Source organism: Aeromonas sp. CD (assembly GCF_033349375.1).
Taxonomy (GTDB): Bacteria; Pseudomonadota; Gammaproteobacteria; order Enterobacterales; family Aeromonadaceae; genus Aeromonas; species Aeromonas hydrophila.
Window position 1 is genome coordinate 1 of sequence record NZ_CP137631.1, and the last position, 13056, is coordinate 13056.

Sequence of the window (13056 nt, forward strand, 5' to 3'; positions counted from 1 at the left end):
GTGACTGCTTCGCTATGGCAGCAGTGCCTTAACCGGCTGCAAGATGAGTTGCCCTCGGCAGAATTCAGCATGTGGATCCGGCCGCTTCAAGCGGAGTTGAGTGATAATACTCTGACCCTGTATGCACCGAATCGCTTTGTTCTGGACTGGGTTCGAGACAAGTATCTCATCCGGGTGAACGGCATCATCAATGAACTCTGCGGGGTCGACGGCCCCACTCTGCGTTTTGACATCGGTAATCGTCCCCATCCCGTCGCTGTCGCCAGAGCGCCGGCGCGGGGTGCGGATCCTGTGAATAACTCGCAGAAGAGCTGGGAAAGCAAGGCCGAGGCCAAACCCGAGCCGAACCACAAGAGCAACACCAACGTGAACTATACCTTCGAGAATTTCGTCGAAGGTAAGTCCAACCAGTTGGCCCGTGCGGCTGCCCGTCAGGTTGCCGACAATCCGGGCGGGGCCTACAACCCGCTGTTCCTCTATGGCGGCACCGGTCTGGGCAAAACCCACTTGCTGCATGCCGTCGGCAACGCCATCAAGGAGCGCAAGCAGGACGCCAAGGTCATCTACATGCACTCCGAACGGTTTGTGCAGGACATGGTGAAGGCGCTGCAGAATAACGCCATTGAAGAGTTCAAGCGTTATTACCGTAGCGTCGATGCCCTGCTCATCGATGACATCCAGTTCTTTGCCAACAAGGAGCGCTCCCAGGAGGAGTTCTTCCACACCTTCAACGCCCTGCTCGAAGGCAACCAGCAGATCATCCTGACCTCGGATCGTTATCCGAAGGAGATCAACGGGGTGGAAGATCGTCTCAAGTCCCGCTTCGGCTGGGGCCTGACGGTGGCGATCGAACCGCCGGAGCTGGAAACCCGGGTGGCGATCCTGATGCGCAAGGCGGACGAGAACCAGATCCACCTGCCGGACGAAGTGGCCTTCTTCATCGCCAAACGGCTGCGCTCCAACGTGCGCGAGCTGGAAGGTGCCCTCAACCGAGTGATCGCCAACGCCAACTTTACCGGTCGCGCCATCAACATCGACTTCGTGCGCGAAGCGCTGCGCGATCTGCTGGCGTTGCAGGAGAAGCTGGTCACCATCGACAACATCCAGAAGACGGTGGCAGAGTACTACAAGATCAAGCTTGCTGATCTGCTCTCCAAGCGGCGTTCCCGCTCCGTTGCCCGCCCACGTCAGCTGGCGATGGCGCTGGCCAAGGAGCTGACCAACCATAGCTTGCCGGAGATAGGTGATGCCTTTGGTGGTCGTGACCACACTACCGTGCTTCATGCCTGCCGCAAGATCGAGCAGCTGAAGGAAGAGAGTCACGACATCAAGGAAGACTATTCCAACCTGATCCGAACCCTTTCCTCCTAATCACAACGGAGAGCACAGATGCAGCTCGAAATTAGCCGTGAGGCCCTGTTACGTCCTCTGCAACTGGTGTCCGGTGCCCTCGGTGGCCGGCCGACCCTGCCAATCCTCGGCAACGTGCTGCTGGATGTGAGCAACGGTCTGCTGTCACTGACCGGGACCGACCTCGAAGTGGAGATGATCGGTCAGGTCTATCTCAACAGCGACAGTCAGGATGGCCGCACCACAGTGCCGGCGCGCAAGCTGCTGGACATCTGCCGCGGTCTGCCGGAGGGGGCGGACATTCGCCTCAATACCGAAGGCGAGCGCCTGATCATCCGTTCCGGTCGCTCCCGCTTCAACCTGTCGACCCTGCCGGCCACCGAATACCCGAACATCGAGGATTGGGAATCCGTACTCGAGTTCGACATCGGCCAGCTGGAGCTTAAAAAGCTCATCGATGCCACCCAGTTCTCCATGGCCAGCCAGGACGTGCGTTACTACCTGAACGGCATGCTGTTCGAGAGCGAGGGCCACGGCCTGCGTACCGTGGCGACCGACGGCCACCGGCTGGCGACCTGCCGCCGCGAGGTGGTAACGGAATCGCTGCCCGATCATCAGGTCATCCTGCCGCGCAAGGGCGTGCTGGAACTGGTGCGCCTGCTGGAAGCGGAAGACAAGCCGGTGCGGCTGCAGATCGGTCGCAGCAACCTGCGTGCCGCGCTGGATGGCTTCATCTTCACCTCCAAGCTGGTAGATGGCCGCTTCCCGGACTGGCGCCGCGTCATTCCGCGCAACAGCGACAAGGCCCTGATCGCCGGTCGTGAGGATCTGCGCCAGGCCTTTGCCCGTGCCGCCATCCTCTCCAACGAGAAATTCCGTGGGGTGCGTCTCAATCTGCAGGAAAACCTGCTGCGCATCACCGCCAACAACCCGGAACAGGAAGAAGCCGAAGAGCTGCTTGACGTACAATACGAAGCCGGCGAGATGGAGATTGGTTTCAACGTCTCTTATGTGCTGGACGTGCTGAATACGTTAAAATGTGACCAAATCCGGATCAGCCTGAGTGATTCCATCAGCAGCGCCATTATTGAGGATTTTGACAGTCAGGATGCTCAGTACGTGGTAATGCCGATGCGGATCTAGTCGTGTCCCTGGTCAAACTCCAGCTCAGCGACTTTCGCAATATCCAGCAGGCCAGTCTCGCGCTGTCGCCCGGCCTCAATATCCTGGTCGGGTGCAATGGCAGTGGCAAGACCAGCGTGCTGGAAGCCATTCACTACCTCGGTCTCGGTCGCTCCTTTCGTACTCACCTGACCGGGCGGGTCATCCGCCAGGGGGAGAGGGCGTTTACCCTGTTTGCCCAGTGTGAACTGGAAGGGCGCCAGGTGCCCATCGGCCTCGCCAAGGACAAGAGTGGCGAGACCCAGCTCAAGATCGCCGGTGCCCAGGCCCAGCGTCTGGCCGAGCTGGCCGAATTGTTGCCGGTGCAGTTGATCCATCCGGATGGCTTCAATCTGCTGACCGGTGGGCCGCAGGCTCGTCGGGCCTGGCTCGACTGGGGTGTTTTTCATCAGGAGCCGACCTTCTTCTCCCTGTGGGGACGAGTGCGGCGGCTGCTGAAACAGCGCAATGCGCTGCTGCGTCAGAGCAGCCAGTATCGCCAGCTGGCGTACTGGGATCAGGAATTGGTACGGTTGGGCGGTGAATTGGCCGAGTTTCGCGCCAGTTATTGTCAGGCCATTACGCCTCTGATCAAGGAGATGACGGCGGATTTTTTGCCGGAATTCGATATCAGCCTTGGATTCTATCGAGGCTGGGAAAAAGATACCGCGCTCAATGCATTGCTGGAGGCGGGGTTTGAGCGGGATCGGGCGCTGGGTTACACAGGAGTAGGCCCACAGAAGGCCGATGTGCGACTCAAGGCGAACGGCGTCCCCGCTCAGGATATTTTGTCCAGGGGTCAGTTGAAGTTGCTGGTCTGTGCCATGCGACTGGCCCAAGGGCTCTATTTGAATCAACATAGCAGCCGTGGCTGTATTTTTTTAATTGATGATTTTGCCTCTGAACTGGATGTCGACAAGCGCCGGTTGCTGGCCGCAAGGCTGAAGCAGTGTGCGTCCCAGGTATTCATTACCGCCATCGACACCGGTCAGCTCGCAGACATGATGGATGCGAATGACTGCAAGTTGTTCCACGTGGAACAAGGCAAGATCTCCGAAACGTTAGAGAAGGCAGAGAGTAAGCTATGAGTGAAAATACTTACGACTCCTCGAATATCAAGGTACTGAAGGGCCTGGATGCGGTCCGCAAGCGCCCGGGGATGTATATCGGCGATACGGATGATGGCTCGGGTCTGCACCACATGGTGTTCGAGGTCGTCGACAACTCCATTGACGAGGCTCTGGCCGGCTACTGCTCCGATATTCAGGTCAAGATCCATTCCGACGGCTCCGTCTCCGTCCGTGACAACGGTCGTGGTATTCCAGTCGACATCCACCCGGAAGAGGGTCGCTCCGCTGCCGAAGTCATCATGACCGTGCTGCACGCGGGCGGCAAGTTCGACGACAACTCCTACAAGGTCTCCGGCGGTCTGCACGGCGTCGGCGTCTCCGTGGTAAACGCCCTCTCTGACAAGCTGCTGCTGACCATCCGTCGCAACGGCCATGTCTACGAGCAGACCTATCACCTGGGTGAGCCGCAGGCACCGCTCAAGCAGATTGGCGACAGCACCGGCACCGGGACCGAAGTCCGCTTCTGGCCGAGCCCGACCATCTTCAGCGATACCCTGTTCCACTACGAGATCCTGGCCAAGCGTCTGCGTGAGCTCTCCTTCCTCAACTCCGGCGTCTCCATCCGCCTGCTGGATGAGCGTGACGGTCGTGAGGCGCACTTCTGCTATGAAGGCGGCATCAAGGCGTTCGTCGAATACCTGAACCAGAACAAAACCCCGATCCACCCGAAGGTGTTCCACTTCACCACCGAGCAGGACGGCATCGGCGTCGAAGTGGCGATGCAGTGGAACGACGCCTATCAGGAAGGGGTTTACTGCTTCACCAACAACATTCCGCAGCGCGATGGTGGTACCCACCTGGTGGGCTTCCGCACCGCGCTGACCCGAACTCTGAACTCCTACATGGACAAAGAGGACTACAGCAAGAAGGCCAAGTCTGCCGCCAGTGGCGACGACGTGCGTGAAGGTCTGATTGCCGTTATCTCCGTCAAGGTGCCTGACCCTAAGTTCTCCTCCCAGACCAAGGACAAGCTGGTCTCTTCCGAAGTGAAGACCGCCGTCGAACAGGCGATGGGTGAGAAGCTGGCCGACTTCCTGCTGGAAAACCCGGGCGATGCCAAGATCGTGGTCAACAAGATCATCGATGCGGCCCGTGCCCGTGAGGCGGCCCGCAAGGCCCGCGAACTGACTCGCCGCAAAGGTGCGCTGGATATCGCCGGTCTGCCCGGCAAGCTGGCTGACTGTCAGGAAAAAGACCCTGCTCTCTCCGAACTCTACATAGTGGAAGGGGACTCTGCTGGCGGTTCCGCCAAGCAGGGTCGCAACCGGAAGAACCAGGCCATCCTGCCGCTCAAGGGCAAGATCCTGAACGTGGAGAAGGCCCGTTTCGACAAGATGATCTCCTCCCAGGAGGTGGGCACCCTGATCACCGCACTGGGTTGCGGCATCGGTCGTGACGAGTACAACCCGGACAAGCTGCGTTATCACAACATCATCATCATGACCGATGCGGACGTCGATGGTGCGCACATCCGTACCCTGCTGCTGACCTTCTTCTATCGTCAGATGCCGGAAATCATCGAACGTGGCTACGTCTACATCGCCCAGCCGCCGCTCTACAAGGTGAAGAAGGGCAAGCAGGAGCAGTATCTGAAAGACGAAGATGCGCTGCTGCAATACCAGACTGCCATGGCGCTGGACGGTGCGACCCTGCACGTCAACGAGTCCGCTCCGGCCATCGGTGGCGAGGCGCTGGAGCGCCTGGTCAACCAGCATCGCTCGGTGACTCACCTGATCACCCGCATGTCCCGCCGCGCGCCGGAAGCCGTGCTGACCCAGCTGATCTATCAGCCGGAGCTGAACGAAGCGCTGCTGAGCAGCGAGAGCGATCTGCTGGCCTGGTGCCAGAGCATGGAAGCCGTGCTCAACGAGAGCAACCACGGCATCCAGTACCAGATGCAGGTACGCCACGACGAAGAGCGCCGTCTGTTCGTGCCGCACGCCGTGGTACGCCAGCACGGGGTCGACCGCGAATACCCGCTCAGCTACGACTTCCTGCAATCCTCCGAGTATCGTCAGCTGGTCTCGCTGGGCAAGGAGATCGCCAACCTGATCGAGGAAGGTGGTTACATCAAGCGTGGCGAGAAGGTGAAGCCGGTCGCCAGCTTTGTCGAAGCGGTCGAGTGGTTGATGGGCGAAGGCAAGCGCGGCATCTACATCCAGCGCTATAAAGGGCTGGGCGAGATGAACCCGGACCAGCTGTGGGAAACCACCATGGATCCGGAAGCCCGTCGCATGCTGCGCGTCACCATCGACGACGCCGTCGGTGCGGACCAGCTCTTCTCCACCCTGATGGGTGATGCCGTTGAGCCGCGCCGTGACTTCATCGAGACCAATGCCCTGCGCGTAGCCAACCTCGACGTCTAATTCGACGCTGTCAGCTAGATATAAAAAAGCCGCTCCCTGTGAGCGGCTTTTTGTTTTTCTGGCGAAGGAGGTGGCACGTTCCACGTGAAACATGGCTCCGTCTTGATGGCGCCGGCTCAGCCCAGTTCGGGGGCCGGGCAGTAGAGGCGCAGACGATGGCCATCCGGATCGAGCGCCATGCAGGTGTAGCCAAACTCCATCCGGGTTGGTGCCTGGATCAGGGTGAGCCCGCGCGCCTGCCACTCGGTAGACTGTCTATCGACCGCGGCATCATCGGGGAGGGCGAAGGCCAGCTCCATGGCCCCGGCCGTTTGGGTCACGGCGGGCTCGACCGTGGCGCTGGACCAGAGTGCCAGTCTGGCGCCCGATTCGAACACGAACATGGCAAAGGTGGGGGACTGCTCCACCGGTGGGCGTCCGAACAGCTCTCGGTAGAAGAGCGCGCTGCGGGCCGGGTTGGCAACGTAGAGGATGGTGAACTGGGGGACTAACATGGTGATGCTCCTTGCTGATGAGATGGCGCATCGGCGCCGACCCCGTCAGCATGGCGCTGCCTGCTGTCAGTTTCTGTCAGCAATGAATCTGGGCTGCGGGATCTGCTGGCTGTCGCGCCACTCCTTGAGTAGCCGCTCCCGGTTGCCCGGATAAGATTCCGCCTCCAGCCGCATCGCACTGATCCTGTCCACCCGAAAGTGGCGAAAGCCCTGGCGCAGCTCGCACCAGGCCACCAGTACCCGCACCTGGTCGAAGTAGCCGAGGGCACAGGGCCAGACGGTGCGCTCCGAACTCTCCTCCTTGAGATCCCGATAGCTCAGGGTCACTTTGCGCTGCTGGCGGATGGCGCTGCGCAGTGGAGCCTCATCGACGGGGCTGTCACCGCGAGAGGTGCCGATCAGCAGGGCATTGGCATGCAGCTGTTGGCGATAGTCAGCGGGTAGCACGGCCTCTATCTTGGCCAGCGCGCTGCTGGCGGCGGTACTGAGGGCATGATCGGCATGGGCCGCCACCCAGCGTGAGCCCAGCACCAGCGCATCCAGCTCCTCTTCGCTGAACATCAGCGGCGGCAGCATGAAGCCGGGGCGCAGCACATAGCCGATGCCCGCTTCCCCCTCGATGTGGGCGCCCTGTGCCTGCAGGGTAGCGATATCCCGATAGAGGGTGCGCAGACTGATGCCAAGCTGGCTGGCCAGTTCGCTGCCGGTAATGGCGTAGCGGTGGCCGCGCAGCAGTTGCAGCAGGGCCAGCAGGCGTTCTGAACGGGACATGATGTGGCTCCTCAAGATCTCCGCTCAGGGTGCCATGTTGTGACTGGGGGAGAAAGCTGAATGTGGCAAAGGCCTGCAACGGGCGGTGAGAAGATTTTTCGATCAGGGCCCTTGAAAGCCGAAAGCGGGCCCTTATATAGATAACAAGGCCGGAACGCTCGACAGAGGTTTCGACCAGGCGCCCGTCCATCAGGAGGGCAAACAATCAGTTATCGCTCAAAAGAGGATAATACTATGCGTTCTATCGACTTTTCTCCGCTCTATCGTTCTGCCATTGGTTTCGATCGTCTGGCCAATCTCATCGAATCTGCGGCCAGCAATGGCAATGCCGGTTATCCCCCCTACAACATCGAGCAGCTGGGTGACAGCGACTACCGCATCAGCATGGCGGTGGCGGGCTTTACCCAGGAAGAGCTGGAGCTGAGCTTCCAGGAAAATCTGCTGACGGTGAAGGGCAACAAGCAGGCCGATACCGAGCGCAACTACCTCTACCAAGGCATAGCCGAACGCGGTTTCGAACGTCGCTTCCAGCTGGCTGACTATGTGCGGGTGAAGGGTGCCGATCTGAAAAATGGTCTGCTGCATATCGACCTGGTGCGCGAAGTGCCCGAGGCGATGAAGCCCCGCAAGATCGAAATCAACGGCTGATAGCCTGACCTCATTGAATTGATGACGTTTCCCGGGTGCCGATGACGGGCCCGTGGAGAAGTGAAACCTGTTGCTTATAGAAGGATAGGATTATGCGTAACCTCGATTTTTCTCATCTCTATTCCAACGCCGTCGGCTTCGAGCGGATGGCCCGTGAGCTGGAAGGTCTGTTCGAGCAGAAGACTGCCGCTTACCCCCCGTACAACATCGAAAAGCGCGATCACGATGGCTATCGCATCACGGTTGCTGTGGCCGGCTTCGAGCGCGAAGAGCTGGAGCTGGAAACCGAAAACGGCACCCTCAAGGTGAAGGGGCGCAAGGCCGCCGCCGATGAGCGCCAGTTCCTCCATCAGGGGATCGCCGAGCGCGACTTCGAGCTCGCCTTCAAGCTGAGCCAGCACGTGGAAGTGCAGGGCGCCAAGCTGGAACATGGCCTGCTGACCATCGATCTGGCGCGTGAGCTGCCGGAGGCGCTCAAGCCCCGTGCCATCCCCATCGGCAAGCCCGAGCAGCTGGCATTGCCCGGTTAAGCAAGCCGGCGCGCGATAAACAAGAGAGGCCTGCATGTGCAGGCCTCTCTGTTTTTGTATCGCCGAACTGGGCTTAGCCGGCGTAGAGGGCGTTGATCTCGTCGGCCAGGATGGCGATGCCGCGCCGTACCAGCTCCTCGCTCTGGGAGTAGTTGAGGCGGATACACTCCTGGCTGTGGCGCCACTCCGGGTCGTCAATGCCGGGGAAGAAGTAGTGGCCCGGCACGATCAGCAGGTTCTTCGCCTTCAGTCGCTCGTACAGCTCCTGGCAGTGGATCGGCAAGCCCTCGAACCAGAGCCAGAGGAAGAGGGCACCTTCCGGCTTGTGGATGTGGAAGCGCGGGTCGGGGATCGCCTCGCGCAGCAGTTGTACAGCCAGCTCCGCCTTCTGCTGATAGAAGGGTTTCACCACCTGCTCGCTGAGGGCGATGATCTCGCCGCTCTCGATCATCGGAATGGTGATGGCGGGCCCCAGACTGCCTGGCGCCAGATTGATGATGCCGCTCAGGTTGGTGATGGCCTGAATGATCTTCTCGTCGGCGATGACGATGCCGCAGCGAGTGCCCGGCAGGCCGAGTTTGGAGAGGCTCATGCAGAGGATGGTATTGGCGTTCCAGAACGGCTTGGCTTCGCTGAAGATGATGCCCGGGAAGGGGACGCCGTAGGCGTTGTCGATCAGCAGCGGAATGCCCTTGTCGCGGGCAATCTGGTCGAGGTGCTCGATCTCTTCGTCGGTCAACACGTTGCCGGTGGGGTTGGTGGGGCGGGAGACGCAGATCACCCCGATGTCGTCGCCCACCTGCAGGCTCTCGAAGTCCACGTGGTACTTGAACTGGCCGTCGGCCAGCTTCTCTATGGTGGGCTTGTAGGCCACGAAGTAGTCGTCCGCCAGTGCCGAGTCGGCATAGCCGATGTACTCGGGGGCGAGCGGGAACAGCACCTTCTTCTTGCGGCCATCGGCAAATTCGCCCGCCAGCAGGTTGAACAGATAGAAGAAGGCGTTCTGGCTGCCGTTGGTGAGGGCGATATTGCGGGCGGAGATGTCCCAGCCCAGCTCCTTGCTGAGCAAGGCCGCCAGCGCCTTGGTGAACCTGTCCTTGCCTTGGGGGCCATCGTAGTTGGCCATCGCCTTCACCAGCTCGCCGTTGTCGAGCAGGCTCTTGGCCTCGGCCTGAAAGCGTTCCAGCATGGCGGGGATGGGGGCCGGGTTGCCGCCACCCAGCATGATGGCGTCCGGATTGGTCAGCCCCTGATTAAGGTCATCCATGAGTTGGGTAATACCGGCATGGCGAGTGAACTTCTCGCCGAACAAGGAAAATTCCATTCGGTGACAGATCCAGAGTCAGTTACGGGGGAGCTAGCACCATAGCTCAGTTTAAAAGCGGGTGTCGATCAAAAAAATGGGACGTTCCACGTGGAACAGCAGACAAAAATTAAGCGTGGTGAAAATGACCACTTGTTGGTTCAATCCTGACTACAGGATGTTTTCCAACTGGCACCAATTTCCATCTAAAAATTATTAATTTAAACAAAATCATGTCGTTATAGATGTGGCACAACAATTGGAATAGCTATCTGGTCATCTCAACCACACCGGAGCACACCAGATGAAAATCCTGATCGCAACCTTGATTGCCAGCAGTCTGAGCCTGAACGTCATGGCCGACGAGTACCCCAGACCCGAACTGGACAGCGCCAAGCTGGCGCAGGAGATAGCGGCCCAGCAGCAGCAGGCCTCCCATGCGGTGGTGGAGGAGGCTATTCACAACCTCAAGCCGCTGGCACTGGAGACCCTGGTGGTGGAGGCGAGCTCGGCCGATGCGACTCACCCCGAGAGCTGAGATAGTGCAGCGGGGTCTGCCCCGTGTGCTGTCTGAAGAAGCTGATGAAGGCGCTGTCGCTGGCGAACTCCAGCGTTGCCGCCACCCGGCTGATGGGTTCGGCCTCGGCCAGCAGCTCCAGCGCCCGCAACAGTCGCCACTGCTGGCGCCAGGCCTGGTAGCTCATGCCGGTCTCCCGAATGAAGATGCGGCCTATGGTCTTGTCACTGGCACCCACCCGTTCGGCCAGCCGGTTGAGCCGATCGGGCAGGGTGTCGCCCCGCTTCACTTCCTGCAGCCAGCCGGCCAGACGTGGGTCTGACGGCAGCGGCAACTGCCAGGATTCCCGCGGCGCTTGCGCCAGCTCCTCCTGCAACAGTGCCAGCGTGCAATGCTGCTCCGCAGCCGGTTTGTCCCACGGCCAGATCGCCATCCGCTCTATGATCTCCCGCAGCAGCGGGTTGACCGCCAACACCGCCATTTCGGTCGGCAAGCCGGGCTCCGGCTGGAAGTAGAGGGAGCGATACGCCACCACCCCGCGCATCAGCACCCGATGGGGCAGCCCTGCCGGCAACCAGGCCGCTCGTGTCGGCGGCAGCAGGCAGACCTGATCGTCCAGCTCTATGGTCATGCAGCCGGCCTGGGCGAACAGCAGCTGATGGCGTTTGTGCTGATGACGGCCGGAGTCGTGCCAGCCGAGGGCGGAGGCGATCCCGATGGCGCTGCCGTCGTGCTGATCCGGGTCAAAAGGGTGATCGGGAAGAATAAAGGCCATGTGTCCGATTATTGATGTTTATAGTCCTGCTTATTGTAATCGGACAATCGGCATCACTCTAGAATGACGGCCTCTTGTGAAGGAGGTTTGTCATGAACAATAAGTTGCCACCGCTCTGGCTGGTGGTCGGATTGATGATGTTTCCGCAGATAGTGGAGACCATCTACAGCCCGGTGCTGACCCATATCGCCGGCCAGTTTCGGGTGAGCGAGGGGCAGGCATCCCAGACCCTGTCGGTCTATTTTCTGGCGTTTGCGGCGGGCGTGGTCTGCTGTGGCCGACTGTGCGATCTGGTCGGGCGGCGTCCCGCCATGCTGGCGGGGCTGATGACCTATGGCGCCGGCACTCTGCTGGCTTTGCTGGCCACTGAGTTTGAAACCCTGCTGCTGGCCCGGGTCATCGCGGCCTTCGGCGCCGCCGTGGGCTCCGTGGTGACCCAGACCATGCTGCGCGACAGCTATCAGGGCAGCGATCTGGCGCGGGTCTTTTCGGTGATGGGTATCGCGCTCTCCCTCAGTCCGGTGCTGGGGCTGGTGAGCGGCGGCCAGCTGGCGAGCGGGTTCGGCTATCTGGGGGTATTCAGCGCCCTGCTGGTGCTGGCTGCCGGGTTGCTGCTGGTCACTTGCTGGCAACTGCCGGAAACCCGGCCGGCCATCACCCAGCGGGTGGCACTCTGGCCGCTGGCACAACGGATGGTGCGTGATGCAGCCTTGTGGCGCAGCACCGCACTGGTGGCGCTGTTCAACACCATGCTGTTCGGCTACTACAGTCTGGCTCCCTTCCTGTTTGCCGGGCTGGGGCTGAGTGCGGGCGAGTTTGGTTACTCCGGCATCTTGCTGGCGCTGGCGACCCTGCTCGGTAGCCTGCTCAACAAGCGTCTGCTGGGGCGTGGCTGGTCGCCTGCCTCGCTGATCCGGCTCGCCGCCGCGTTGGCGCTGGGGTCCGGCTGGCTGGTGTGGGCCAGTCAGACTTCGCTCTGGTTCCTGTTGCCCATGATGGGAGTGGTGGTGGCGTTCGGGCTGGCGATCCCCAATGTGCTGAGCCAGGCGCTGCTGGCCTATCGGGAGGTGGCAGGCAGTGCCGGTGCCCTGTTCGGGCTCGGTTACTACCTGTTGCTCAGCCTGGGGTTGGCGGTTGCCGCCAGCTTGCAGGATCTCGGTCTGCTGCTCGGCGGCTGCGGTCTGTTGGCACTCTGCTGTGGTTGGCGTCGTTCCACGTGAAACATCAGCTGCCGATAAAGCGGTAGCCGATGCCGGACTCAGTTTCGATCAGCGTAGATTGCTGGGAATGTTGCCGCCCAGCTTCTTGCTGCAACATCAGTTGCCGATAAAGCGGTAGCCGATGCCGGATTCGGTCTCGATCAGCGTGGGTTGCTGGGGGTTATCCCCCAGCTTCTTGCGCAGGCTGGCGATGACGATGCGCAGGTAGTGGGTGTCTTCTTTGTGGCTCGGCCCCCAGATGTCGTTGAGCAGCTGGGTCTGCAGCACCAGCTTGCCGGGGTGGCACACCAGCGCCTGCAGCAGGGCGAACTCCTTGCGGGAGAGGGGCACCTCTTCCTCCCCCAGGGTGACCCTGTGGCTGCTGCTGTCCAGGGTCAGCCCGCACTGGGGGAAGTGGCGCTGCTCGCCGCTGCTGACCCCGGCCCGCTGGCGCAACAGCACCCGGATACGGGCCATCATCTCGCCGATGCCGAACGGCTTGCTCATGTAGTCGTTGGCCCCCGCATCCAGCAAGCGCACCTTCTCCTGTTCAGAATCCCGCGCCGACAGCACCAGTACCGGGTGCTGATGGTGCTCGCGAATGGCCTGCAACACCTGGATACCGTCTCCGTCCGGCAGGCCCAGATCCAGGATCACCAGATCGGGATTGAGGTGGCGATACTGCGCCAGCCCCTCGTTGACGCCGACCGCCTCGCTCACCTGATGCCCCTCGGCGATCAGGCTGATCCGCAAAAAACGGCGGATGGCCGCCTCGTCGTCGATGACCAGTATGTGAGCCATTCAGCCTCCAG

Annotated in this window: 13 protein-coding genes; 8 read left to right on the forward strand and 5 right to left on the reverse strand. The window is 60.9% G+C overall.

From position 1 onward, the window contains the following. The 4 genes from dnaA to gyrB are packed head-to-tail and all read left to right on the forward strand — an operon-like array spanning position 1 to position 6007. Positions 1 to 1371: a chromosomal replication initiator protein DnaA gene (dnaA, locus tag R2E40_RS00005; protein ID WP_005307141.1), complete on the forward strand. Its 1371-nt coding sequence runs from the start codon at positions 1 to 3 to the stop codon at positions 1369 to 1371. 18 nt (positions 1372 to 1389) lie between these two features. Next, on the forward strand, positions 1390 to 2493 hold the full coding sequence (gene dnaN, locus R2E40_RS00010; protein WP_011704048.1) for a DNA polymerase III subunit beta: 1104 nt from the start codon (positions 1390 to 1392) through the stop codon (positions 2491 to 2493). Positions 2494 to 2495: 2 nt separating this feature from the next. Further along, positions 2496 to 3599 carry a DNA replication/repair protein RecF gene (gene recF, locus R2E40_RS00015; protein WP_016348868.1) on the forward strand — a complete coding sequence of 368 codons (1104 nt, stop codon included), beginning with the start codon at positions 2496 to 2498 and terminating at the stop codon, positions 3597 to 3599. Further along, positions 3596 to 6007 (forward strand): DNA topoisomerase (ATP-hydrolyzing) subunit B, encoded by a 2412-nt coding sequence (gyrB, locus tag R2E40_RS00020; protein WP_016348869.1) that lies wholly within the window; start codon positions 3596 to 3598, stop codon positions 6005 to 6007. Before recF ends, gyrB begins: the two co-directional genes overlap by 4 nt. A 116-nt stretch (positions 6008 to 6123) precedes the next feature. Here gyrB and R2E40_RS00025 read toward each other — a convergent pair whose 3' ends face one another. After that, positions 6124 to 6501, reverse strand: coding sequence for a VOC family protein (locus R2E40_RS00025; RefSeq protein ID WP_318164457.1), 378 nt, complete (start codon positions 6499 to 6501; stop codon positions 6124 to 6126). Positions 6502 to 6567: 66 nt separating this feature from the next. Next, positions 6568 to 7272 (reverse strand): helix-turn-helix transcriptional regulator, encoded by a 705-nt coding sequence (locus R2E40_RS00030; RefSeq protein ID WP_016348871.1) that lies wholly within the window; start codon positions 7270 to 7272, stop codon positions 6568 to 6570. Positions 7273 to 7506: 234 nt separating this feature from the next. Here R2E40_RS00030 and R2E40_RS00035 point away from each other — a divergent pair, with 234 nt between their 5' ends. Both R2E40_RS00035 and R2E40_RS00040 read left to right on the forward strand, forming a co-directional pair. Continuing rightward, positions 7507 to 7920 (forward strand): Hsp20 family protein, encoded by a 414-nt coding sequence (locus R2E40_RS00035; RefSeq protein ID WP_010635612.1) that lies wholly within the window; start codon positions 7507 to 7509, stop codon positions 7918 to 7920. A gap of 92 nt (positions 7921 to 8012) precedes the next feature. Next, positions 8013 to 8450, forward strand: a complete 438-nt coding sequence (locus R2E40_RS00040; RefSeq protein WP_016348873.1) for an Hsp20 family protein — start codon at positions 8013 to 8015, stop codon at positions 8448 to 8450. A 73-nt stretch (positions 8451 to 8523) separates the two neighbouring features. On the opposite strand, the gene R2E40_RS00045 is transcribed toward R2E40_RS00040, so the two are convergent. Continuing rightward, positions 8524 to 9774, reverse strand: a complete 1251-nt coding sequence (locus R2E40_RS00045; protein ID WP_045788723.1) for a valine--pyruvate transaminase — start codon at positions 9772 to 9774, stop codon at positions 8524 to 8526. A 283-nt stretch (positions 9775 to 10057) separates the two neighbouring features. On the opposite strand from R2E40_RS00045, the gene R2E40_RS00050 reads away from it, so the two are divergent. Beyond that, positions 10058 to 10291, forward strand: a complete 234-nt coding sequence (locus R2E40_RS00050; protein ID WP_016348875.1) for a hypothetical protein — start codon at positions 10058 to 10060, stop codon at positions 10289 to 10291. Here R2E40_RS00050 and R2E40_RS00055 read toward each other — a convergent pair. Then, on the reverse strand, positions 10221 to 11045 hold the full coding sequence (locus tag R2E40_RS00055) for a helix-turn-helix transcriptional regulator (RefSeq protein ID WP_318164458.1): 825 nt from the start codon (positions 11043 to 11045) through the stop codon (positions 10221 to 10223). The genes R2E40_RS00050 and R2E40_RS00055 overlap by 71 nt on opposite strands. A 92-nt stretch (positions 11046 to 11137) precedes the next feature. Here R2E40_RS00055 and R2E40_RS00060 point away from each other — a divergent pair, with 92 nt between their 5' ends. Beyond that, positions 11138 to 12265 (forward strand): MFS transporter, encoded by a 1128-nt coding sequence (locus R2E40_RS00060; RefSeq protein WP_318164459.1) that lies wholly within the window; start codon positions 11138 to 11140, stop codon positions 12263 to 12265. Between the two features lie 96 nt (positions 12266 to 12361). Here the strand turns inward: R2E40_RS00060 and R2E40_RS00065 are convergent, their stop codons facing one another. Beyond that, positions 12362 to 13045 (reverse strand): response regulator, encoded by a 684-nt coding sequence (locus tag R2E40_RS00065; protein WP_318164460.1) that lies wholly within the window; start codon positions 13043 to 13045, stop codon positions 12362 to 12364. Positions 13046 to 13056: the final 11 nt, after the last annotated feature.

What these genes read in the sequence shown, in the direction of transcription:
- dnaN (WP_011704048.1), top strand. Translation starts at nt 1,390, where the DNA reads ATGCAGCTCGAAATTAGCCGTGAGGCCCTGTTACGTCCTCTGCAACTG.
- gyrB (WP_016348869.1), top strand. Translation starts at nt 3,596, where the DNA reads ATGAGTGAAAATACTTACGACTCCTCGAATATCAAGGTACTGAAGGGC.
- R2E40_RS00025 (WP_318164457.1), bottom strand. Translation starts at nt 6,501, where the DNA reads ATGTTAGTCCCCCAGTTCACCATCCTCTACGTTGCCAACCCGGCCCGC.
- R2E40_RS00030 (WP_016348871.1), bottom strand. Translation starts at nt 7,272, where the DNA reads ATGTCCCGTTCAGAACGCCTGCTGGCCCTGCTGCAACTGCTGCGCGGC.
- R2E40_RS00035 (WP_010635612.1), top strand. Translation starts at nt 7,507, where the DNA reads ATGCGTTCTATCGACTTTTCTCCGCTCTATCGTTCTGCCATTGGTTTC.
- R2E40_RS00040 (WP_016348873.1), top strand. Translation starts at nt 8,013, where the DNA reads ATGCGTAACCTCGATTTTTCTCATCTCTATTCCAACGCCGTCGGCTTC.
- R2E40_RS00045 (WP_045788723.1), bottom strand. Translation starts at nt 9,774, where the DNA reads ATGGAATTTTCCTTGTTCGGCGAGAAGTTCACTCGCCATGCCGGTATT.
- R2E40_RS00050 (WP_016348875.1), top strand. Translation starts at nt 10,058, where the DNA reads ATGAAAATCCTGATCGCAACCTTGATTGCCAGCAGTCTGAGCCTGAAC.
- R2E40_RS00055 (WP_318164458.1), bottom strand. Translation starts at nt 11,045, where the DNA reads ATGGCCTTTATTCTTCCCGATCACCCTTTTGACCCGGATCAGCACGAC.
- R2E40_RS00060 (WP_318164459.1), top strand. Translation starts at nt 11,138, where the DNA reads ATGAACAATAAGTTGCCACCGCTCTGGCTGGTGGTCGGATTGATGATG.
- R2E40_RS00065 (WP_318164460.1), bottom strand. Translation starts at nt 13,045, where the DNA reads ATGGCTCACATACTGGTCATCGACGACGAGGCGGCCATCCGCCGTTTT.